The following is a 21,451-nucleotide window of genomic DNA, read 5'->3' as shown; positions in this document are numbered from 1 at the left end:
CAAGCGTAAACGGCTGAAGCCGACCTCTGGCGGCCAAGCTTTCGTTTCGCGTAGAAATATAGAGAAAGTGGGCGAAATGCTATACTCTCCTATATTTCAAGCGTAAACGGCTGAAGCCATCCTCTGGCGGCCAAGCTTTCGTTTCGCGTAGAAATATAGAGAAAGTGGGCGAAATGCTATACTCTCCTATATTTCAAGCGTAAACGGCTGAAGCCTACCTCTGTGGCAAAAGCAGTGGTTTCGCGGAGATAGATAAGCACATTTATATGTGAAACATATAAATGCTTATATATCCAAAAAGCCGAGCAGCCCCGTATCGGGGCTCTCGGCCTTTAAGCTGGGTAATGGCAGGCAACCCAGTGTTCGTTTTCGATTTCCTTCAGCTCTGGCGGCTCGCTCCTGCATAGGGCTGTAGCCGCAGGGCAGCGCGTATGAAAGCGGCAGCCCGAGGGGGGCTTGGCAGGCGAGGGAATCTCGCCGCTAATCGCTTGAATCTCACGTTTCCGGCTTGGATCAGGCCAAGGAATAGATGCGATTAGCGCTTTTGTGTAATGATGCGCCGGATGGGTAAACAGCTCCTCGCTGTCTGCAATCTCGACAAGCTGCCCCAAATACATCACGCCGATTCGGTTCGAAATATGCCTCACGACATGCAGCCCATGCGCTATAAATAGATACGTGAGTCCAAGATTTTGCTGCAAATCCTGCATTAAATTCACGATTTGTGCCTGAACGGACACGTCCAGCGCGGAAACGGCCTCATCGGCAAGCACGAAGGACGGGTTCAGCGCAATTGCTCTCGCAATGCCGATTCGCTGCCGCTGCCCGCCGGAAAACTCATGCGGATACCGTTCATGCCAAGACGGATTTAATCCGACTACGGCCAGAAGCTCCTCGATCCGCGTCTTCTTCTCCGCCGCGCTTAGCGAGGTATGGATAGCCAGCGGCTCCGCGATGATATCGCCTACCCGCCAGCGCGGATTCATTGAGCCGTATGGATCCTGGAAAATCATCTGCATATCCTTGCGTGCTTCATGCAGCTCCGATGGACGGATATCCGTCAGGCTTTGTCCCGCAAACCGCACCTTGCCTGAGGTCGCCTTCTCCAGCTGCATAATGACGCGACCCAGCGTCGACTTGCCGCTGCCCGATTCTCCGACAAGCCCGAAGGTTTCTCCTTTTCGGATCTGAAAGGATACGTCATCTACTGCGCGAATGACGGTATTGTGACGAGAAAGCAAGCTTTTGCCGAGCGGATAGTATTTGTGAAGGCCTTCGATCTCAAACAAATGGGTGATGGCGCCCCCTTCCAGGCGGTCTGCGCCAGGCGCCTCCTTTTCCTCTGCCGCTATGGCGCTTGTTTGCGGCGTTATGGGTTTTTCCCAGCTATCTGCTATCCGCTCGGCGTACCAGCAAGCTGCCTCACGTTGATTAACGGATAAGAGCGGCGGGCTTTCCTTCGCGCACTTGTCCGTGGCGTGCGCACAGCGCGGGTGAAAGCGGCAGCCTGCGGGAAGCTCGAACAAATTCGGAATACTGCCATCGATAGAGTACAGCCTGCTGCCCCGTTCGCTATCAAGCGTCGTTACGGAACGCAGCAGCCCCTGCGTATAGGGGTGATGAGGAAGCTCGAACAGCTGTGCTGCCGTTGCTTGCTCCACCACCTGCCCCGCGTACATGACGATAATGCGATCTGCCATTTCCGCCGCTATGCCCATATCATGCGTAATGAGCAGGATCGACATGTTGAACTCCGTCTTCAGCTCCTGCAGCAGCTGCAAAATCTGCGCTTGAATGGTCATATCGAGAGCGGTTGTCGGCTCATCCGCAATGAGAAGCTCGGGCCCGCAGGCGAGAGCCATCGCAATCATAGCCCGCTGCAGCATGCCGCCGGACAGCTCGCCAGGGTATTGCTTCATGCGAAGCTCCGGCTCGGGTATGCCGACGCGCGCAAGGAGATGAATAGCCCGCTCGCGCGCCTTTTCCCGATTGCCTAGCTTGTGGCCGAGCATGACTTCAATAATCTGGCTTCCGATTGTGAATACAGGATCGAAGGCCGACATCGGCTCCTGGAAAATCATCGCAATTTTTTTGCCGCGCAGCGTGCGCATGTTATTTTGGGAAGAGCGTGCCAGATCAATGCCATCCAGCTTCATCTCGCCGCTGGCAATAACGCCGTTCTCGTAATCGATCAGCCGCATGACCGACTTGGACGTAATCGTCTTGCCGCTGCCGGATTCTCCGACCAGGCATACCGTCTCGCCCGGCTTCATCGTGAGGGAGACGTCCGAGATTGCGGTCAGCCAGCCCTTCGGCGTTGCGAACTTAACCGTGAGCCGCTCGATTTCAAGCAATGATTCCAACGTATTTGCCACCTCCTTAAACCCTGCTTTTCTTCGGATCGATATGGTCCCTTAGCTTGTCGCCCATCAGATTAACGGATAATACGAGCAGTGTAATCGCTAGGCCAGGAAAGGTAGACATCCACCATGCGACAGTCAAATAACCTCTGCCTTGCGACAGGAGCGTTCCCCAGTCCGGAATTTCTTTGATAACGCCTAGCCCCAGAAAGCTAAGTCCGGAACCAACCAGTATGGATGTGCCTAGTCCGATGGTGGCCATAACGAGCAGCGGCGACCAAGCGTTCGGAAGCACATGCCGGAAAAAAATGCGCAGGCTGCCCGCTCCAACCGACCTTGCTGCCGTTATGAACGGCCTACCCTTCACGCTTATAATTTGGCCCCGAAATACTCTGGCATAACCCGGTACCGAGGATAATGCGACCGCCAGCACCACATTGAATAAGCTAGGTCCCATCGCGGCTGCAATGGCAAGGGCAAACAAGATACCCGGGATCGTCATCAAAACCTCGATAAAACCCATAATAACCGTATCGAAAATACCCCCGAGAAAGCCGGACAACGCGCCTATCGCGGCGCCGAGCACGCCTCCGACCAGAACGGATGCCAGCCCGATCAAAAGTGAATCGCGGCTGCCGTATACGACAACGCTGAACACGTCGCGGCCGTAATAATCGGTGCCGAATAAATGCGTAAAGCTAGGCGGCAGCATAATGTCGGTCATGACCATCTCCGTTGGCGAATAAGGGGCAATCTGCCCTGGGAACAATGCGCTTAAGACGATGAATAGGACAATTAATCCAGCCCCATATACGAGCAAATTGGACATATTTAGCTTGGCGTAGCTGGGTGAGAGGCGCTTTGCGGCCCTAAAACGGGGCCATGCCGTCTTGGTAAGCGCGGTTTCCTTCATTCTGCACTCTCCTTTGCTATTGTGAACGCCTGACTCTCGGATCAATGATCCGATAAGAAAGATCCACAATTAAATTGATCATGACATACATAATCGCCGAGAAAAAAACGACACCTTGCACGACCGGCAAATCCTTGGACATTAACGCGTCCGATATGACTCTGCCGATGCCTTGCCGGGAAAATACCGTCTCGATCACAACCGTTCCGGCCAACAGCTCGCCGCTCAGCACCCCGATCATCGTCAATGCCGGAATCAACGCATTGCGCAGCGCATGACGGTACATAACGAGCTTCTCCGATACGCCCTTTGCCCGCAGCGTCACGATGAACGGCTCGTTAATGACCTCCAGCATGCTGTTTCGCACGAGCCTGACCACAAAGCCGGCCCCGACTATGCCGAGTCCGACAGCCGGAAGCACGAGCGTCTTCCAGCCCTCGGAGCCCATTGCGGGAAACCAGTCCAGCGTAATGGAGAAAATAAGGATAAGTAGAATGCCCGACCAGAACGTCGGCATCGAAATGCCGAACAAACCGACAACCCTTGCCGTAATATCGATCCACCGGTCTTTGTGTATGGCGGACAAGACGCCAAGCCAAATGCCGACCGCTGCGGCAATGAAGCAGCTTGCTGCAGTCAAAGCGAGCGTTGCGGGCAAATGCTCGATGATTTTGGGCAGCACCGGCTCGTCATTTACAATGGATTTGCCGAAATCGCCATGCAGCACCTTCCAAGCATAAGAGGCAAACTGCTCGTAAAGCGGCCGATCCACGCCAAGCTGCGCCCGAAGGTTAGCGAGCACCTCCGGCGAGACGGTGCTCGGATCAACCATCGACATGACCGGATCGCCCGGCAGCAAGTATACGATAACAAATACGAGCACGAGCGAGCCGAGTATAACGAGCAAGGAGGTAAACAAACGAATACTAACCGTCTTAAGCATCACTGGCCTCCTGAACGTTATTTGCGGCTGGAGTAAAGTTGCTCTTATGAGAGCAGCAGCTTACTTCTGAATGAAAGTATCGTTGAACAGCGGGTACGCCAGCGAATCGAACTTAATGCCTTGGACCGACTTGGACGCCGCTATCGTGTAAGGGAATACGTAGACCGGAATGATGACCGCCTGATCAATAATCGCTTTCTGTACGTTTGCATACAGCTCTTGGCGCTTGGCAGCATCCTTTTCGATCAAGCCTTGATCAATCCAGCCGTCAACCTCCGCGTTTTTGAAAGCAGGCAAATTCTGTTTGCCTCCGACGCTCGCAGCTCCGGAATGGTAGAAGGAGCGAAGCGCCTCCGGATCGGAGTTCACTTGGCTATTCCCGTAGATGTCGTAGTCTGCATTCTCGAAAACAACCGTACGGACATCCTTCGTGATTTCAACCTCGACTGCGACGCCGATTTGCTTTAATTGCTGCTGGATAATGGCCGCAATATCGTTTCGTTTCTCACGGTTCGGCGAACCGTCGACATAGTGCAGGGTCAGCTGTTTGCCATCCTTCGTACGAATGCCGTCCGAGCCTTTCGCATAGCCGAGTTCATCCAGCAGCGCGTTTGCCTTGTCTAGATCCGGCTTTACGCCGCCTTCAAGCGACTTGTCATACCCAAAGGTCCCTGGGGTAAGCGGCGACCACGCCCGATCATATGTGCCCAGATATAATGTTTTGACAATGGCATCCACATCAATAGCTGCTTGCAGCGCCTGCCTTGCCTTCAATTCGTTCCACGGTGCCTTATTCTGGTTAATGAACAGGGTATACGGCAATCCCTGCGTATTCGATTTGTACAATTGGAGCTTCTCGTCCTTCTCTAACGCGAGAATATTTTGTGGAGGAATCGTTTCGCCGGCTAGAACCTGGCCGCTCTGCACGCTGCCGATCCGAGTTGCCTCCTCAGGCGCGATTTTGAACACTAATTTATCGAGATACGGCGCTTCTTGATTGGTTACCAAAGGAGGCGCCCATTTATAATCAGGATTGCGTTCTACCGTAATCTGCGAATTTTCTTCCCAGCTCACGAATTTGAACGGGCCCGTACCAACCGGATTTTTGCCAAGCTGGTCGCCGTACTTCTGCGCTGCCGCTGGAGATACGATGCTGACGAGCGCTTGGCTCAGATTGCCGAGAAAAGCATTCGAAGGCGTTTCAAGATTGAGCTTGATTGTAAATTCGTCTATGATCTCAGAGGATTGATAAGGTCTGATCAAAGCGACCGAATTGGCGGCTTTCGTCTCTGGATTAATAATGCGGTCGTAGTTGAATTTCACAGCCTCGGCATTGAATGGCGTTCCATCATGAAACTTGACGTCCTGCCGCAGCTTAAAGGTGTAGCTCTTGCCATCCTCCGAAACTACCCATTCCGTGGCGAGCCAAGGCGCTATCGTGCCGTCTGGCAGCTGCGCGACTAAATTGTCATGGATCGTCCGGATCGCGCGCACTGCCACCGCCAAGCCGCTGCGATGAGGATCAAGCGTATCCGGCGAGGTTGCAAGCGCATAGGAGAGCTCCCCTCCCTTAATGGGCGCTGCCGGCGCAGCGGTCTCCGAATTAGCCGATGGCGCAGAAGCATTCGTGTTGCCTGCTGGTTTATTCGTGCCCGCGCATCCGCTCAGTACGAGTGCCGTTATAGCGATAAGAGCAACAATCGATTTCAAGCCCGCTTTTTTTCTTTTCATTGCGATTTCTCCCCATTCTCCCTGTTTGGTTATACCGTTCCGCTTGCCTGAGCTGCCGCCGCTTCGGACGCCGCTTGCTCTTCTGATCCTGCCTGCTTGCTTCGCTGCTCCGTATATCGGTTAGCCGGAATGGGGAGTCCTAAATTGCCGCGCAGCGTATCCGACTCATATTGTTCCCGGAACAAGCCGCGCTGCTGAAGAACCGGAATGACGTGCTCGACGAACTCATCAAGACCCGTCGGTACGCCCGCTCCTATGATAAAGCCGTCGATCGCGCCCTTCTCGAACCATTCTTGAATCAAATCAGCTACCCGCTCCGGCGTTCCGATGAACGGCGTCCTAGGGGTTGCCGAGCGCAAAGCCACTTGACGCAAGGTCAGCTTCTGCTCCCGTGCTTCCCGCTTGATTTTGTCCGTCGTGCTTTGGAAACTGTTTTTGCCCAGCTCCCCAAGATCGGGAAACGCCTCGTCTAGCGGATATTGCTTGAAATCATGGTGCTCGAAAAACCTGCCCAGATTATCCAGCGCATTATCGATGCTGATGAGGTTTGCGACCGCCTCGTATTTGCGCTCCGCTTCCTCCTCCGTCTGCCCGATAATGACACCGATACCTGGGAATATAAGAATTTCGTCCGGTGATCGCCCATGCTCAGCAGCTCTTCGCTTCACGTCCTCATAGAAGGCCTTTGCCTCCTCCAACGTTTCGTGATTCGTAAATACGGCATCGGCCGAAGCACCTGCCAAATCCCTTCCGCTTTCCGAGGAGCCTGCTTGGAATACGACAGGCTGCCCCTGCCGTGACCGTCCGATGTTAAGCGGGCCTTTAACCGCAAAAAATTCGCCTTCGTGGTTCAATGCGTGCAGCTTATCCGCGTCAAAAAATTGACCTGTTTCCTTGTTGCGGACAAACGCTTCTTCCTCCCACGAATCCCATAGGCCGCGAGCTACCTTCAAATATTCAGAAGCGATTCGGTAACGTTTGCTATGGTCAGGGTGCTCTTCAAGCGTTAGTCCGTAGTTGAGCGCGGTGCCTTCCAGCGGAGATGTCACAACGTTCCAGCCGGCGCGCCCGCCGCTAATATGATCGAGAGACGAGAATTGCCTGGATACCGTGAAGGGCTGACTGTACGAGGTTGACAGCGTTCCTACTAAACCGATGTTTGAAGTAACGGCTCCTAGCGCTGACAGAATCGTAATCGGCTCAAAACGGTTCAAGAAGTGGGGATTTGATTTCTCGTTTATGAACAATCCGTCCGCTATGAACAGAAAATCGAACTTGCCTTCCTCCGCTTTTATCGCCTGCTGCTTATAAAATTGAAAATTCACACTTGCATCCGCTACAGCATCCGGATGCCTCCAGCCTGCCAGATTGCCTCCAGCCCCGTGAAGTACCGCGCCCAATCTTAATTTCTTACGCTCCGTCATCGTTTATCCGCCCCTCGTTTTGTGATTGAGACGACAAGCAAACGCGCTGCCTGCCCGCTCCATTCCATACATAATAATTCAAATAGGTTTTGTCGGTATTATGTTGAGAAGAGTCTATCATCCGCGCTCAAAGCCAGTCAATCTGCAGCGTAATAGATATATTCTATAGCAGGATACAATAATTCAATGCGCGCGTTTGCAGGGATAAGCAGGCATAGCCAAACAAGGGAACGGGCGGAGCCGTCCCCTTGCAGAGGTGCTTGCATGAAAGGATTAATGCAGCGCTTTGCGGAGCACCCATTCGATGACGCGCCATGGGAGCAGCTTTTTCATAAGAAAGATCATTCTGGCATCCGTACCGCACCTATAGCGCAGCTTAGGGTTCCGCGCTCCGCATATATGCACCACCGTGTTCGCCACATGCATAGGATTCGGAGCGTTCTTCTCCGATTTGCTGTTGAATTGATTGAATCGCTCAATCATCCTGCGATAGGGAGAATTCGGCTGGCTGCGAAAAACATGCTTGGCTGATATGCCTGTATCGTAGGTGCCTGGCTGAACGAGAACAACCGGTATCGAGAATGGCAGCAGCTCCAGGCGCAAAGCCTCGCTAAAGCCCTCGAGCGCAAATTTGGATGCCGAATAAGGTCCCGTGTTGGAAAATCCGATGATGCCGGCTCCGCTGCTTATCGTGATGATTTTCCCCTTCCCGCGGACACGCATATGGGGCAGTACGGCTTTGGTCACCTCGACCGTTCCGAAAAAATTGGTGTCGAGCTGTGCTCTCCAATCCGCCATAGGCACCTCTTCAATGACGCCCATCACCGCGTATCCAGCGTTGTTCACAAGCACATCGATATATCCCCACCGGCTGATGACGGCTTGCACCGCTTCGGCAATGTTCCCCGAATCGGTAATATCAAGCTGCATCGGTTCCACATGCCCAGCGACGCCATACTCCTTCGCTTTAGCAAGCAGATTCCCTTTCTTGCCCATATCCCTCATCGTCGCGATCACTTGATAGCCTTCTTGCGCCAAGCGAAGCGAGGTTAACAGGCCGAAGCCGCTGGAAGCTCCCGTTATAAGCGCAATGGGCCGATTGGATAATTGCCGGTCTTCTGCCATTATAAGACCCCCTCTATAGGTTAGTAGATTCATGACTGCCTCATCGTTTGTTAAATAGAGTATAACGCATGTACACGCTAAGTGATCTTACATTGTCACACCTGGCTGCTGCCGGACAAACTTTCCGTTTCGTCATTCCCTTTGAACAAAATATGACCCTTGACGCAGCATCAAGGGTAGGCGGTAATTGCGAGGATCAAAAAATGTTTCATGTTTAATATAAATGTTTAATAGTTTACTAGCGCGTTCTAACATACGACAAAACATGCTAAATTCATACATATAAAATTGGACAATCCATACAATATTTAAAAATTAAATAATATTTTTTCTAAATTAAGGGTTGTAAACACAGGGATTTTATATATAATAAATTGTGAACAAAATGTTACAGCAACAGGAAATCAAAGGAGCGAAAGCAATGGATCAATTTCAAAAACCGCCCGTACAATCTGGGGTACAGGGCTACGGCTACGATCAGCAACAGCCGATGTCCCCCGTTATTACCGTAAAAGAATGGATGATTACAACCCTCATTCTCATTATTCCGATCGTTAACATCGTGATGATGTTTGTTTGGGCGTTCGGAGAAGGCAATCCTACGAAAAAAAATTATTTCAAGGCTTCCCTGATCTGGGCCGCTATCGTGCTGGTCATATACGCGATTATTGCTATTATTCTTATTGCTGCGGCAGCATCGGGCGCGATGAGCAACTACTAACGTACATACAAGGGAAAGGGCATTCCGCGGCGAGCCATTTCGTTGCTGGATGCCCTTTTATGTTGGATTCCAATTGAGAAATCGGAATGACCGTTGGCCAGTTAATGCCGCACACAAAGAAAACACAAGCGACCGCAACCTACCTGCAAAAAAGGACTATTCCCAAGGACCGGATTCGGCCCCAAGAAATAGTCCTTTATATCCTCGCGCGCTCTCAGAGAGCAGCCAATTACTCTACGGCATTTAAACGGAACACCTTGCTCGCGTAGTCGCCGAAGAATTGCGGTGCAGCAAGACCGGCATACAAGAGCTGATCGCCGCCGAATACCGTTTCTTCGCCGTGTAGCTTGTAATCCCGATTCGGGTCAAGGCCTTTCAGGCGCAGGCGGTTCAGCTTCGGATTCGGCTCCTGAAGCACGGATACGTACACAACGAATGCTTCGCTCTTATCCTTGGACACGAACATCCATGCCGTCTCATTGCCCTCGAACGGGCTAAGCAGGCGATAGAAATCGCCGAATTGCACAAGATGGCGCACATCCTTGTACAGCGCAACCTGCTCCTTCACCGTTACCTTCTCTTCCTCCGTGAAGCGCGTCAAATCCAGCTCATAGCCGAAGTTGCCGGAGAGCGCCACGTTCCCTCTCGTCTCAAGGGAAGTGATGCGTCCAACCTGGTGGTTAGGCACCGCGGACACATGCGCGCCCATCGCGCTTACCGGATAAACGATGCTTGTTCCGTATTGAATTTTAAGGCGGGATACCGCATCTGAATTATCGCTCGTCCAGGTTTGCGGCATATAATACAGCATGCCTGCATCGAAACGTCCTCCGCCGCCCGAGCAGCTCTCGAATAAAATATGCGGGAAAGCAGAAGTAATCTGCTCTAACACCGTGTATAGTCCGAGCATGTAGCGGTGAGCCGTCTCGCGTTGACGCTCTGCCGGGAGCAGCGCTGAGCCGATTTCCGTCATATTGCGGTTCATATCCCACTTCACGTACGTGATCGGCGCGCTTGAGAGAATGTCTGAAACGGACTTCACGATGTATTGCTGAACGTCTTCGCGGGAGAGATCGAGAATAAGCTGCTTTCTCGCTTGCGTCCGTCTGCGGCCTTCAATGTGCAAGCACCAATCCGGATGCGCTTTGTAAAGCTCGCTCACGGGCGAAATCATCTCAGGCTCAAACCACAAGCCGAACTGCATATCGAGCCGTTTCACGCGGCTAACCAAATCCTCAAGCCCATTCGGAAGCTTGTTGCGGTCTACGAACCAATCCCCAAGCGAGGTGTCGTCGTTGTCGCGTTTGCCGAACCAACCGTCATCAAGCACGAACAGCTCGATGCCGAGCTCTTGCCCCGCGCGTGCGATATCTTCAATTTTGTCCGCATTGAAATTGAAATAGGTCGCTTCCCAGTTGTTCACGAGAATCGGACGCGTCTGATCGCGGAAAGTTCCGCGGATGAGGCGGGAACGGTAAAGGTCATGGAAGCTGCGCGACATTCCGCCGAGCCCATGCTCGGAGTGGACCATAACCGCTTCTGGGGTCTGGAATTGTTCGCCTGGCTCAAGTCTCCAGTTGAAATCAAAGGGATTAATCCCGATAAACAAGCGAGCAGCATGGAATTGATCCACTTCGACGCCTGCCGTGAAGTTGCCGCTATATACAAGATTCACTCCGTACACATCGCCGTGATCCTCCGTTGAACCTTCCGATAGCAAAGCAACAAACGGATTTTGCATATGGCTGCTCGAGCCTCTGCGGCTTTCAATGGATTGCAGGCCCGGTTCAAGCTTGCGCTTGTGAATATGGCGTTCGCGAATCCATGCGCCGGATAGCTGAAGCATTTCGAAACGGTCATGCGCGAAATCAAGGCTAAGGCTGAACGCGCGCTGAAGCTCGAGTACGCCAGTCCCATTGTTTACGATTTTTGCCGAACGGGCAATCGCATCGAATTGTTCAAATACCGTGTAAGATAAAATAACGGATAGTCCAATCAGTTCGTCCTTCAGCGTAATTTCAAGCGTTTGAGCTTCATCGTCGCTCTCCGCGTACGTTGCTGGCAATCCTTCCAGTGCCGGCTTGCCGTTAACGATCCGGTAAGAATCGTAACGAAGATCCGTTACCGTCGTTCCATTCGGAAGCTTGACTTGAAAGGCAGGCATACGGAAATCCGAATTGCCGTAGGCCGGATATTCGTGAGGAAGCGTATCGAGTGACAGCTCCAGCTGGTCAATCTCGGTGCTCGGCGTGAAGGAAGCCCTCTCTTTCAGCTCCAATAGGCGCTCCAGCTGTACGCTTCTAACTTTTTTGCCCCAATAGATATGAGCCGGGTAGCCTGCTTTGGTTATATGAATCACATAACTAGTATCCTTCGATTGCAAATGGAACAATGAACGCTCTTGATCATACAGAATAGTCAAAATCAATAACCTCCCAAGTAATGTATATGCTAGTTTCCATGCTCGCTCTTTGCGCTGCCGCAGCTTTCCCTGACAATCAGCGTCGTATTGATCGTCATATGAACGGCTGCTTCCCTGCCTTCAATCCGCTCCAGCAGCAGCTGTACCGCAGATCTTCCCATATGCTCCGTATGTGCGCGTACTGTCGTAAGCGGCGGATTGAGATAAGCGGAGATTTCGATATCGTCAAAGCCGACGATAGCCATATCCTCAGGCACGCGAAGACCATGCTCATGCAAGGCCCGCAATGCGCCGACTGCCATTGGATCACTAGCTACGAAGCAAGCGGTTGGACGCGATTCGCTCTGAAGCAAACGATGCATGGCCTCGTACCCGCTGTTCGATGACCAATAGGACTTCATCACGTAGCTTTCTTCGTAAATGCCGCTCTCTCTCATGATCCGCTCGAAAAAAATCCGGCGTGGCTCTTCAACCTCTGCCGCTTCGTACTGACGGCTCAACCGATGGACATAATCACTGCCTCCGATGTAGCCGATCCGTTCATGTCCGAGCTGAGTGAGATGCTTGATAACCGCTCTTGTCGCTTGCTCGAAATGCAGCTTAACCGTATCATAATCATCCAGCTCTCCTGAATGATTGACGAAGACGAGCCGGTTCGCGCTGCCGTAGATCTGGTTGACATCATGGTCGTCAATCGAGCCAACGACGATCAAACCGTCGAGCTCATGGACAGACTGGATGTCGACCTTGCTGTTGCCGCGAAGCACCTTGATTATGCTGATGCCAAGCTCCTCGCAGCGCGTTTCGATACCTTTGCGGATGGAAGAGAAATAAGGGTCCTCATGCTCATCCTCCAGCGTTGACCACATCAGCAAGCCGATCTGCTGACGGGAAAGCTGTTCGTCTTTTTTCATTCTTCGCAGCCTGGACGGCTTATATTGCAGCTGCTCGGCAATGCTAAATATACGAGTCCGCGTTTCCTCGCTGACTGCGAGGCTTGTATCATTGTTCAACACCCTTGATACCGTAGCGGCTGAAACGCCTGCCTCCTGCGCAATATCCTTTATCGTCGCCATGCCACGCTCCATTTTTAGTTAATAAATTTACTAAATAACAATGTCAGTTTAACAGAAAGCGGCGAAGTCCACAAGCATCCTGCAACTTTTAACGGAAACTCACGTCTGAGTGGGTAATACGACGGTAACCATCAACCATTACGGAGGGATAGTATTATGAAGAAACTCGTCATAACCTGTGTTCTGATGCTGTTAACTGCGTGTAATATGAATGCGGACCAAACGGTTCACAATAGCCCTACCCCCTCGCCAAAGGCGAGTGCTGCCGCAAAGCCAAGCGAGCAAAACCCGCCACAGGCGGCAGCCCCAGAAGAAGCCGCAGCAGCAATCCTCTCGGCGCTCAAGGAGAAGAACCTCGATAGCCTCGCAGCCTATATCCATCCAGATAAAGGCTTATTATTCTCTCCTTACGCCTATATCGATACGGCTTCAGCCAAAGTATTTCCAGCCGCCGAGCTGCCTGCTCTGACAGATCCAACCGTCTACCGCTTTGGCGACTATGACGGCTCAGGAGAGCCTATTGATCTCACCTTCAAGCAATATTATGACAAGTTCGTATATGACAAGGACTTTCTCCATGCAGAGAAGGTAGGCGCGGATCAGATCATTGGAAGCGGCAATATGAAGGTCAATATCAAGGAGGTATTTCCTGAAAGCTATGTCATGGATTATCACTTCACCGGCTTTGACTCCCAGTATGAAGGCATGGATTGGGAAAGCCTCATTCTCGTTCTCGAGGAATGGAACGGGTCTTGGTACGCAAGCGCTATTGTCCACTCCCAGTGGACAACCTAAAGAACAAATGTGTGCTTACAGCTCACTCAATAAGGTTACTTGGCTGCTGTTAGAACATATAGGCGCTTACAGCCACCCTTCAATCTCACTGCTACGCCAATGTGGCTCCATAAGAACAAATGTGTGCTTACAGCTCACTCAATAAGGTTACTTGGCTGTTGTTAGATCATATAGGTGCTTACAGCTACCCTTCAATCTCACTGCTACGCCAATCTGGCTCCATAAGAACAAATGTGTTTTTACAGCTCACTCTATAAGGTTACCTGGCTGCTGTTAGAACATATTGTGCTTACAGAGCTACCCTTCAATGCTCGCTGCTACGCTAATTTGGCTCCATAAGAACACAAGTGCGCTTACAGTCCACTCAATAGGGTTACTTGGCTGCTGTTAGAACATATAGGTGCTTATAGCTACCCTTCAATGCTCACTACTACGCCAATCTGGCTCCATAAGAACGCCTGTGTGCTAACAGCTCACTCAATAGGGTTACTTGGCTGCTGTTAGAACATATAGGTGCTTACAGCTACCCTTCAATGCTCACTGCTACGCCAATTTGGCTCCATAAGAACACAAGTGCGCTTACAGTCCACTCAATAGGGTTACTTGACTGCTGTTAGAACATATAGGTGCTTACAGCTACCCTTCAATGCTCACTGCTACGCCAATTTGACTCCTCATGCATGCACGTGTGCTTGCTCACAGCTACTGGCTTTGCATAATTTCCTAAACAATAAAATAAGACTGCCTCCGTCCTATGAGAGGCAGTCACCTTTAGAAATCTTTTCGCCGCATGATTAACAGCCCCGCCGCCAGCAGCGCTGCTACATATACCGCACTATATATTAATAAAGAATTGGATGCAGCCCCGTTTACCGAAAAATAGCTAAGCTCGCTGTTCAAGTCGTAGAGCCCGCTAAGCTCCGAAATGGAGAATAACTCGCTCAGCATCCGCTGCTGTAGCGCATCTGCCGGCATCGCTAGCTTAATTAAACCGGTAAGCGTCTCCAGCGTTTCCATTCCGTTTATTTGCAGTCGCCCGGTTGTCGTAAACTTTCCAATCATGCTGCCGAGCCAGCCCATTCCGTACAGCATCGTCATCCAAATCCCATTGCCTAGCGGACTAATATAACAGGAGCCAACCATCGTTAAGGAAACAAGCAACGGGATAACAGCGAGAAACAAAGCAAGCGATGGAAGCAGCGCTTCCATGCGAAAGAAGACGCCGGTATGTATCCAGCAGATGACATGAAGTGAACCAAACAGCAAGCCCGCATAAATCGCAACGTAACTAACAAACCCGAGCCATCTGCCCATAAACCATTTCCATCGCTTGATCGGCCTCGCCAGCACCGACTGAAGCACCCCGGTCTCCGCCTCTCCCGTAATCGCTGCGACGGAGCTGAATATCGCAAGAAACGCAACAGCAAACGCACCGAAAAAAAAGCCGAACGTCAAAATCATCGCGCTGCGAGTAAAATTCTCAAGCAGGCTCAGCGATGTAACCACATGCACTTCACCGCCCGCAATCGCACCCGCCAAAAACCAATAAGCGATCCAAAACAGGATCGTCATAATGAGCGTCATTAATGTCACGCGCTTGCGAATAAGCTCTTTCCATGTTAATCCCCAAACCGCGATCATCTGCGCTCCCCCCTATGCTCCAAGCCCGTAACCGCCTGCATGAACCACTCATCCAGCCTGGACTGCGTTTTCCCGACCTCGTAGATGGTAATCCCCAGCTCGATTAGCAAATAATTGATCAATCCGATCTGCTCGTCATCCTCCAGCTCGAGCTCAATCCATACCGTTCCGTCTCCAGCTTCCGTTTCCGAGACAGCGGCGGCCGTACCCAGCATCAGGTGAATCCGCTCAGCCGCAACGGGTGAATATCCATTAACGCGCAATCGCCAATTCGACTGCTGCCTGAGCACCTCGCTGACCTTGCCTTCCAATAACACTTCGCCATTATTAAGCAGGGCAACCTTGTCGCACAGCTGCTCCACATCCTCCAGCAAATGCGAATTCAAAAATATCGTCTTGCCTTGCCCTCTCAGCCTGGCAAGCAGCTCCCTTACCTCATACCGGCCAACGGGATCGAGCGCGGAAGCCGGCTCGTCAAGAAATACGATATCCGGATCGCCGAGAAGCGCGCATGCAAGTCCAAGCCGCTGCTGCATCCCCTTCGAATAACCCTTAAGCCGATCGCGCCCCCTGCTGCCGATGCCTACTTCATCGAGCAGCAGGTGAATCCGCCGCTTTGCCGCAGCCTTATCCAGCTCGCACAGCTTCGCATGAAAAGCGAGCACCTCTTCGCCGGTCAACCAATCCGGATACCGAAAAAGCTCAGGCAAATAGCCTAATCTCCGCCTTGCTTCAATGGTTCCGGAAGCATGGCCATAGATTTGAGCTTTGCCTGAGGTTGGTTTGATTAGTCCCGTCAGCATTTTGACAATCGTGCTTTTCCCCGCTCCGTTAGGTCCGAGGAAGCCAAAGGCTTCCCCTTCTCTAATGGTTAACGTTACGCCATGACAGCCGCGGCCATCGCCGTAATCCTTCGTTAACTGATTGGTTTCGATCGCAATGCCGCTCATGGATGAATCAGCTCCGACACAATCGCGGCGATTTGCTGTTTGTCCTTATAGCCGATGAAGTACGCATTCGTGACCAAGCCGTCCTGCAGCCATATGGCGTTCATGCCGGTTTGGCCTTCGTTTGGCACTTCCAAATAAACGTCAACTCCTTTGACGGAAATCTTTTCTGCTGCCTGATTCGAAATAACCGGCATAGGAAGCTCGCCATTCTCCAGATTGACAGCCTGTTGAAGCGAGCTGCGCAAATGCTCGGGAAGCGCCGGGAAACGAATAATCGCTTCATACGCATCCTTCACGCCGACGGACGAATCCACATCAATGCTCGGCGCTTTCATATAGGAGACGTGCACGCTTTGATTCGCATTTGTTTCTTCCATCTGGCGGTAAGCTATGTTTACCGCTTGCCCCATTTGAAAGGTTATGGCCTTTCCGTCCACTGATTCGGGTAGCAGCTTATCCGCCCCGAGGCGTCTCATCGCTCCGTTGATTTCTTCTACGTTCAGCCTGAAAACAAATGTTTGAGCTGCCGTAGAGGAAATGTCTATCTGCTGATCCTCCGAAAGGTTAATCGCCGGGATCGGAAAACCTAGCTTTTCAGCTGCTTGCTCGGCAGTCAGTGCGCCATAGCTGCCTTCTGACTTCCTCTCGAAGCTGCCGAACCGGTTATTTTGCTCCAGTGCCTCGCCTTCGCCAACAAAACTGTGCATCAGTGATTCCAAATCATTTTCGTTGACGACCATCACGTTATCCATGCGGAACGTATTCAGCCAAGCAGCGAGCGCCTCATTCGTCGTCGGCAGCGCGATCATAACCGTAATAAAGGCGGCAGCGCATGCGGCGACCGTTTTCCCCTTATTTCTTCGCAGCCAGCGATTGACCGTTCCGTTCCTACTCGGCTTGCCAGTCGATTCATTCCGAGAAGCATGCGCCCTTCCAAGCGGTACGTTATTCGTTTGAGAATGAAGCTTGGCTTCGTCGCCCACGGCACGAGGCTCGCGTGAGGCATGAGCCGGGAAGAGGATTGTTTCCTTTGAATGCTCCGCAGCGCTGCTTGATGCCTGTGCTTCCCATTGCTGCCAAAGCGGGGACTGCTCCGCATGCTGCAATTTCCCCTCCAGCCGCGCCCATGCGGCAGACAGCTGTTCCTGCTCTTTCTTATTCAAATCTTCATTACTTGTCATTCTGCACTCCTCCTAAAAGGTTTTTACCTTAGCCGTGCTACTCGTGCGAATAAATGCTGTCCGCATGCTGCGCATGCCGCTTCAGCCGCTCTCCTGCCCTTCGCAGCATGGTTCCTACCTGAGGCTGGCGCAATTGCAGCTGCTCCGCAATCTCGGCATAGCTATATCCTTCGTAACGGAGCAGCAGCATCTGCTTATCGCGTTCGGGCAGCGTGTCCAGCCAGCCGCGAAGCCGCTCCTGCTCATCCTTGTCGAGCGCTTGCTGCTCGCCTGAGAGCATCGCTTGCGGCTCTGCCAGCATGCTTTGCTCTTGTTTCTGATTCAATGCGCGTTCCCGCGCCTTCTTATCCATATAATCATAGGCAAGCCTCGTTAATACACGATGAAGCCACGCCCCAATTGCATCCGGGTTGTCTGGAGGATTGCGATAAAGCCTTAAAAAGGTTTCCTGCGCAAGATCCTCGGCTGCTGCTTCATCGCGAATAAGAGCAAGCAGTTTTCTCCTAACCGTAGGATAGTGCTGATTAAATTGCTCGCGAAACAATTCCGGCGCCGAATGTTCCATTCCATTTACCTCCTCACCTTTTCGTGCTCAAGCTATAAGGAAGACGATGCTTTTGCGCATTTTGTAACAGCTTCCGCCTAAAACTATTTTATCAAACGATTTGCAAGCCTGTATCCATAGAAAAACCGCCCCCATTCGAAATGAGAGGCGGCGACGTATCAGCCATTTTTATTATGCTCCATATATATCTGTGCGAACCTTTCCGCTGGCACTGGCGGGCTGTAAATATAGCCTTGTATGGCGTCGCATTGATGTCCGCAAATGATATCCAGCTCTTCCTGCGTTTCCACGCCTTCCGTTACCACGTTTAAATTCAAATTATGGGCAATGACGATGACCGATTTGAAGATCATCTGTTTTTTGAAATCGTCAACGATGCCGCTAATGAATGATTTGTCCAGCTTCAGCGTATGCAGCGGGATGTTCTGCAGGTAGCTGAGCGAAGAGTACCCGGTACCGAAATCATCAAGCGACAGCTTGACGCCAAGCTGATTAAGCTCGTGCAGGATAATGAGGGTATGCTCGGCGTTGTCCATGAATATCGACTCGGTAATTTCCAGCTCAAGCTGTTCCGGCCGAACGCCTGCTTCCGCTAGGATGCGCTCGATCGTATGAACGATTTGCTTCTGCTGAAACTGAATCATCGACATGTTCACGCTCACTGAGAGCTGCGGCAGCCCCATTCGTTCCCATTCCTTCATCTGTTGGCAGGCCGTAGAAAGCACCCATTCACCTAGAGGAATAATGAATCCCGTCTTCTCGGCGATCGGGATGAAATCCAGCGGTGAAACCATGCCGAGCTCCGGATGGCTCCAGCGGATCAATGCCTCTGCCCCATAAATCCGGCCGGACGCAACCTCTACTTTGGGCTGATAATAAAGCATGAACTGCCCTAGCTCCAGCGCTTGTGACATGGAGCTCTCGAGCAGCTGCTCCCGCTTCGTCACGTCATTCATAGATGCCGTGTATACCTTGCTCGTATTATGTTCTTTCTTCGCTACATACATCGCGATATCGGCTTCTTTAATGAGCCGATCTGCCGCAGCTGGCGTCCATTCATGCTGTATGCTGATTCCGATGCTCGCCGTGATGTAGAACATACGGTCCTTCAACTGAATCGGCGCTGATACCGTCTTCAATATCGCATCGGCCGTATGCGCTGCTAAGTGCAGGTGCGGTACGTCCTCCAGCAGTGCGATATACTCATCCCCGCCAAAACGGAATACGCGGCCTGATGCGCCGACCGCCTGCACAATTCGATCAGCCATCTGCACGAGCAGCTGGTCTCCCATCGCATGATCGAGCGTATCGTTAATCATTTTGAAGCGGTCGAGATCAATGAAAAGCAGTGCGTAATGGCCGTCTTGATGCCGGCTTTTGGCCGATTGCTCATCCATATAGCAGTGATAGGCGTAGCGGTTAGGCAAGCCGGTCAATAAATCATGGGTTGATTGGTACTCGATGACCTGCTCGGCTTCCTTGCGCTGCTTCAGCATATGATTGAAATGGAGCGCCATAAACTCAAACTCGTCATTCGTATGTATGTTCAGCTGCTGCTCTCCGCTCCCGGCCGCGAATGCCGAGGTTGCCTGCACCACCTTCTGGATATTGACCAAAATGATTTTGCGAACGAGGAACGCCATGGCCGCTGCCATAAAGAGCAGCGCAACGCTTGTAATTAAAACAGACTCCCATAGGCTGCTATAAAAATTGGACAGCATGTTTTTCTTGGGTATGACGGTCTCGATATGCCAAAGCACATTGTGGATAAGAATCGGATAAAACATGCGCAGCACCGTTCCGCTCTCTACCCGGTCGGACGTATAGGCGATACGCGATGACGTTCCCTTCATCGCTTCAAGCTCATCGCCAGTCGACCAGAGCTGATAAGGCGTATTAATGAGCGAAGCACTTCTTCCATTCGTCAAATAACGGTTCTCCGTCGTAACAATAGTGGCGTAGCCGCCGAGGGGATGAAACTTTTCGATTTGCTTCTGCAGCGAAGCCAGCGAGATATCTGCCCCCACGATGCCTAAAAACCGGCCTTGCTCGTCCAGCAGCGGCAGTACGAGCGATGTCATCCATGTCGACTGTCCGTTAATCTCATAGGGATACGGCTCTAAAAGAGTGAATGACTTCGTCACTTTGGGAAGCTGATAGAACACTCCCTTTTCTTTATCCTCGTAATGTTCTGTTGCGAATACGTTTATCGATTCATTCTCACGGACGACATAAGGAATAAAACGGCCCGTTGCGTCATCATAGCTGTTCTTATTTCTATTATAAGCGTCATTGCCATCGAAGGCGTTCGGCTCCCATAACGTGTATACGCCTAGCAGCTCAGGATTATCCGCAAGAACCTCCTTCAGCAAGGTTATCGCATTTTCCCGATTGTGGGACTGATTCTTCTTGAGCTCGAGCAAGCAGGCTTCGAGCGTTTCGAGCATAGTCGTCGTTTGATCCATCGTTCTAGCGAAAGGATAAATATAAGCCATTGATTCTGTTTGTGCTTGAAGCTCGCTTTCGCGAAGATTGGAGTGATATAGCTTAAAGAGGTGGGCGGATACCAGAAGTCCGAACGAGAGAAGTACAAGAAGGCCAAATGAATATATTAGTTTCTGTGCAATGCTTAGCCTAATCTTCCTCATAATATATGTCAGCCCCTTGTTGTCTGAGAAAGCAAAATCGACGAAATTTGCCAATTTATGATGTGGTTCTAGTATACTTGACAATTCGGAGCAAACACAATGAAAAATTAGGATATTTACCCTATATATTTCGACATAAAACTACTAAATCCCCCATATTTCGATTTAACAAGAGTCCTCTGAACCGATTCCATTTCAAATTATGAGGTAATTTATTCCACTGTAATTTTCGATTTCTGTTTCCCTGTTCAAGCATGTGAATCGGCACAGGAAAAAGAGGCCTTGCCTGTTGGCTAGCCCCTTTAACTGACGCTTAGTATTCACCGCCAAAACGTAAGCTATAACGCGATGCAAATCGGCTTATACTTGACTTTGCTTGTCCTTCTGCTGCTTTTCGTTATTCTCTTGGTTCCCGCGTTCATGGTCCTCAAGGCGGTGCGGACGTTTTCCTTTGCCGCCATGCAGCTTGTAAAGCTCCTCGCGCAGCTGGTCAGACGTCTTGCCCTCCGTTTGGATGCCATGCTCTTTGGCAATATCGCGCAAATGCTCAAGCCTCTTGGCTTGATGCTCTGCCTTAAAGGCTTCCCATTTGTCCTTATTGGCAATCTTCGCTGCCTCGACTTCCTTCTTCAGCTGCTCGGCGGTTTTACCTTCGGCTTGTATGCCGAAGTAGGTTGCTATTTCCTTCAGCTTCTCCAGCCGATAAGCTTCAAAGTCCTTGCGCGTCATTTTCCCTTTGCCATGCTTATGCTCCTGATCCATATCGGATTCTTTGGGATGCTGAGCCATCAATAATCCAGTCGGCAAAGCCGTTAGCGACTTTGCAGCCCAAACGGGAGCGGCCGAAAACAGAACAGCCAGCGACACAATTGGAATGAACCATTTTTTAAACATACTGCAGCCACACCTTTCCATTGCAATCGTGATGCAAGGACTGCGGAAGTCCCCTCTGGATT

The 21,451-nt window shown here is 51.4% G+C and carries 16 protein-coding genes; 2 read left to right on the top strand and 14 right to left on the bottom strand.

Annotation, left to right across the window (positions count from 1 at the left end):
- Positions 1-332 precede the first annotated feature (332 nt).
- The 6 genes from AC0YN3_RS27455 to AC0YN3_RS27430 all read right to left on the bottom strand — a co-directional run bounded on the left by AC0YN3_RS27455 (position 333) and on the right by AC0YN3_RS27430 (position 8,496).
- Complete coding sequence (locus AC0YN3_RS27455; protein ID WP_475778094.1) at positions 333-2,363, bottom strand: ABC transporter ATP-binding protein; 2,031 nt, start codon at positions 2,361-2,363, stop codon at positions 333-335.
- 16 nt (positions 2,364-2,379) lie between these two features.
- Positions 2,380-3,273, bottom strand: coding sequence for an ABC transporter permease (locus AC0YN3_RS27450; protein WP_475778093.1), 894 nt, complete (start codon positions 3,271-3,273; stop codon positions 2,380-2,382).
- Positions 3,274-3,289: 16 nt separating this feature from the next.
- Positions 3,290-4,216 carry an ABC transporter permease gene (locus tag AC0YN3_RS27445; protein WP_475778092.1) on the bottom strand — a complete coding sequence of 309 codons (927 nt, stop codon included), beginning with the start codon at positions 4,214-4,216 and terminating at the stop codon, positions 3,290-3,292.
- A 60-nt stretch (positions 4,217-4,276) separates the two neighbouring features.
- The gene (locus AC0YN3_RS27440) at positions 4,277-5,947 is read right to left on the bottom strand and encodes an ABC transporter substrate-binding protein (protein WP_475778091.1); all 1,671 of its coding nucleotides are present in this window, start codon (positions 5,945-5,947) and stop codon (positions 4,277-4,279) included.
- 29 nt (positions 5,948-5,976) lie between these two features.
- Positions 5,977-7,371 carry an LLM class flavin-dependent oxidoreductase gene (locus AC0YN3_RS27435; protein ID WP_475778090.1) on the bottom strand — a complete coding sequence of 465 codons (1,395 nt, stop codon included), beginning with the start codon at positions 7,369-7,371 and terminating at the stop codon, positions 5,977-5,979.
- A 273-nt stretch (positions 7,372-7,644) separates the two neighbouring features.
- A complete protein-coding gene (locus AC0YN3_RS27430) occupies positions 7,645-8,496 on the bottom strand; it encodes an SDR family oxidoreductase (RefSeq protein WP_475778089.1) in 852 nt (283 codons plus the stop codon).
- A 421-nt stretch (positions 8,497-8,917) separates the two neighbouring features.
- Here AC0YN3_RS27430 and AC0YN3_RS27425 point away from each other — a divergent pair, with 421 nt between their 5' ends.
- Positions 8,918-9,217: a hypothetical protein gene (locus tag AC0YN3_RS27425; RefSeq protein ID WP_475778088.1), complete on the top strand. Its 300-nt coding sequence runs from the start codon at positions 8,918-8,920 to the stop codon at positions 9,215-9,217.
- A 229-nt stretch (positions 9,218-9,446) separates the two neighbouring features.
- Here the strand turns inward: AC0YN3_RS27425 and AC0YN3_RS27420 are convergent, their stop codons facing one another.
- On the bottom strand, positions 9,447-11,639 hold the full coding sequence (locus AC0YN3_RS27420) for an alpha-galactosidase (protein WP_475778087.1): 2,193 nt from the start codon (positions 11,637-11,639) through the stop codon (positions 9,447-9,449).
- Between the two features lie 29 nt (positions 11,640-11,668).
- Complete coding sequence (locus tag AC0YN3_RS27415) at positions 11,669-12,715, bottom strand: LacI family DNA-binding transcriptional regulator (protein ID WP_475778086.1); 1,047 nt, start codon at positions 12,713-12,715, stop codon at positions 11,669-11,671.
- A 156-nt stretch (positions 12,716-12,871) separates the two neighbouring features.
- Here AC0YN3_RS27415 and AC0YN3_RS27410 point away from each other — a divergent pair, with 156 nt between their 5' ends.
- Positions 12,872-13,510, top strand: coding sequence for a hypothetical protein (locus AC0YN3_RS27410; RefSeq protein WP_475778085.1), 639 nt, complete (start codon positions 12,872-12,874; stop codon positions 13,508-13,510).
- 771 nt (positions 13,511-14,281) lie between these two features.
- On the opposite strand, the gene AC0YN3_RS27405 is transcribed toward AC0YN3_RS27410, so the two are convergent.
- From AC0YN3_RS27405 to AC0YN3_RS27380, 6 genes are all read right to left on the bottom strand, one after another.
- Positions 14,282-15,151: an ABC transporter permease subunit gene (locus AC0YN3_RS27405; protein WP_475778084.1), complete on the bottom strand. Its 870-nt coding sequence runs from the start codon at positions 15,149-15,151 to the stop codon at positions 14,282-14,284.
- Positions 15,148-16,101, bottom strand: coding sequence for an ABC transporter ATP-binding protein (locus AC0YN3_RS27400; protein ID WP_475778083.1), 954 nt, complete (start codon positions 16,099-16,101; stop codon positions 15,148-15,150). Before AC0YN3_RS27400 ends, AC0YN3_RS27405 begins: the two co-directional genes overlap by 4 nt.
- On the bottom strand, positions 16,098-17,282 hold the full coding sequence (locus AC0YN3_RS27395; RefSeq protein ID WP_475778082.1) for a hypothetical protein: 1,185 nt from the start codon (positions 17,280-17,282) through the stop codon (positions 16,098-16,100). The genes AC0YN3_RS27400 and AC0YN3_RS27395 overlap by 4 nt, the downstream gene beginning before the upstream one ends.
- A gap of 37 nt (positions 17,283-17,319) precedes the next feature.
- Positions 17,320-17,847, bottom strand: a complete 528-nt coding sequence (locus AC0YN3_RS27390; RefSeq protein WP_475778081.1) for a sigma-70 family RNA polymerase sigma factor — start codon at positions 17,845-17,847, stop codon at positions 17,320-17,322.
- Positions 17,848-18,005: 158 nt separating this feature from the next.
- A complete protein-coding gene (locus AC0YN3_RS27385) occupies positions 18,006-20,495 on the bottom strand; it encodes an EAL domain-containing protein (RefSeq protein WP_475778080.1) in 2,490 nt (829 codons plus the stop codon).
- 360 nt (positions 20,496-20,855) lie between these two features.
- Positions 20,856-21,389, bottom strand: coding sequence for a hypothetical protein (locus AC0YN3_RS27380; protein ID WP_475778079.1), 534 nt, complete (start codon positions 21,387-21,389; stop codon positions 20,856-20,858).
- Positions 21,390-21,451: the final 62 nt, after the last annotated feature.

It is taken from the genome of Paenibacillus sp. J22R232, assembly GCF_056269165.1.
The sequence above is the reverse complement of the archived record's forward strand: the minus strand, read 5'-3'. Positions and strand labels throughout refer to the sequence as shown.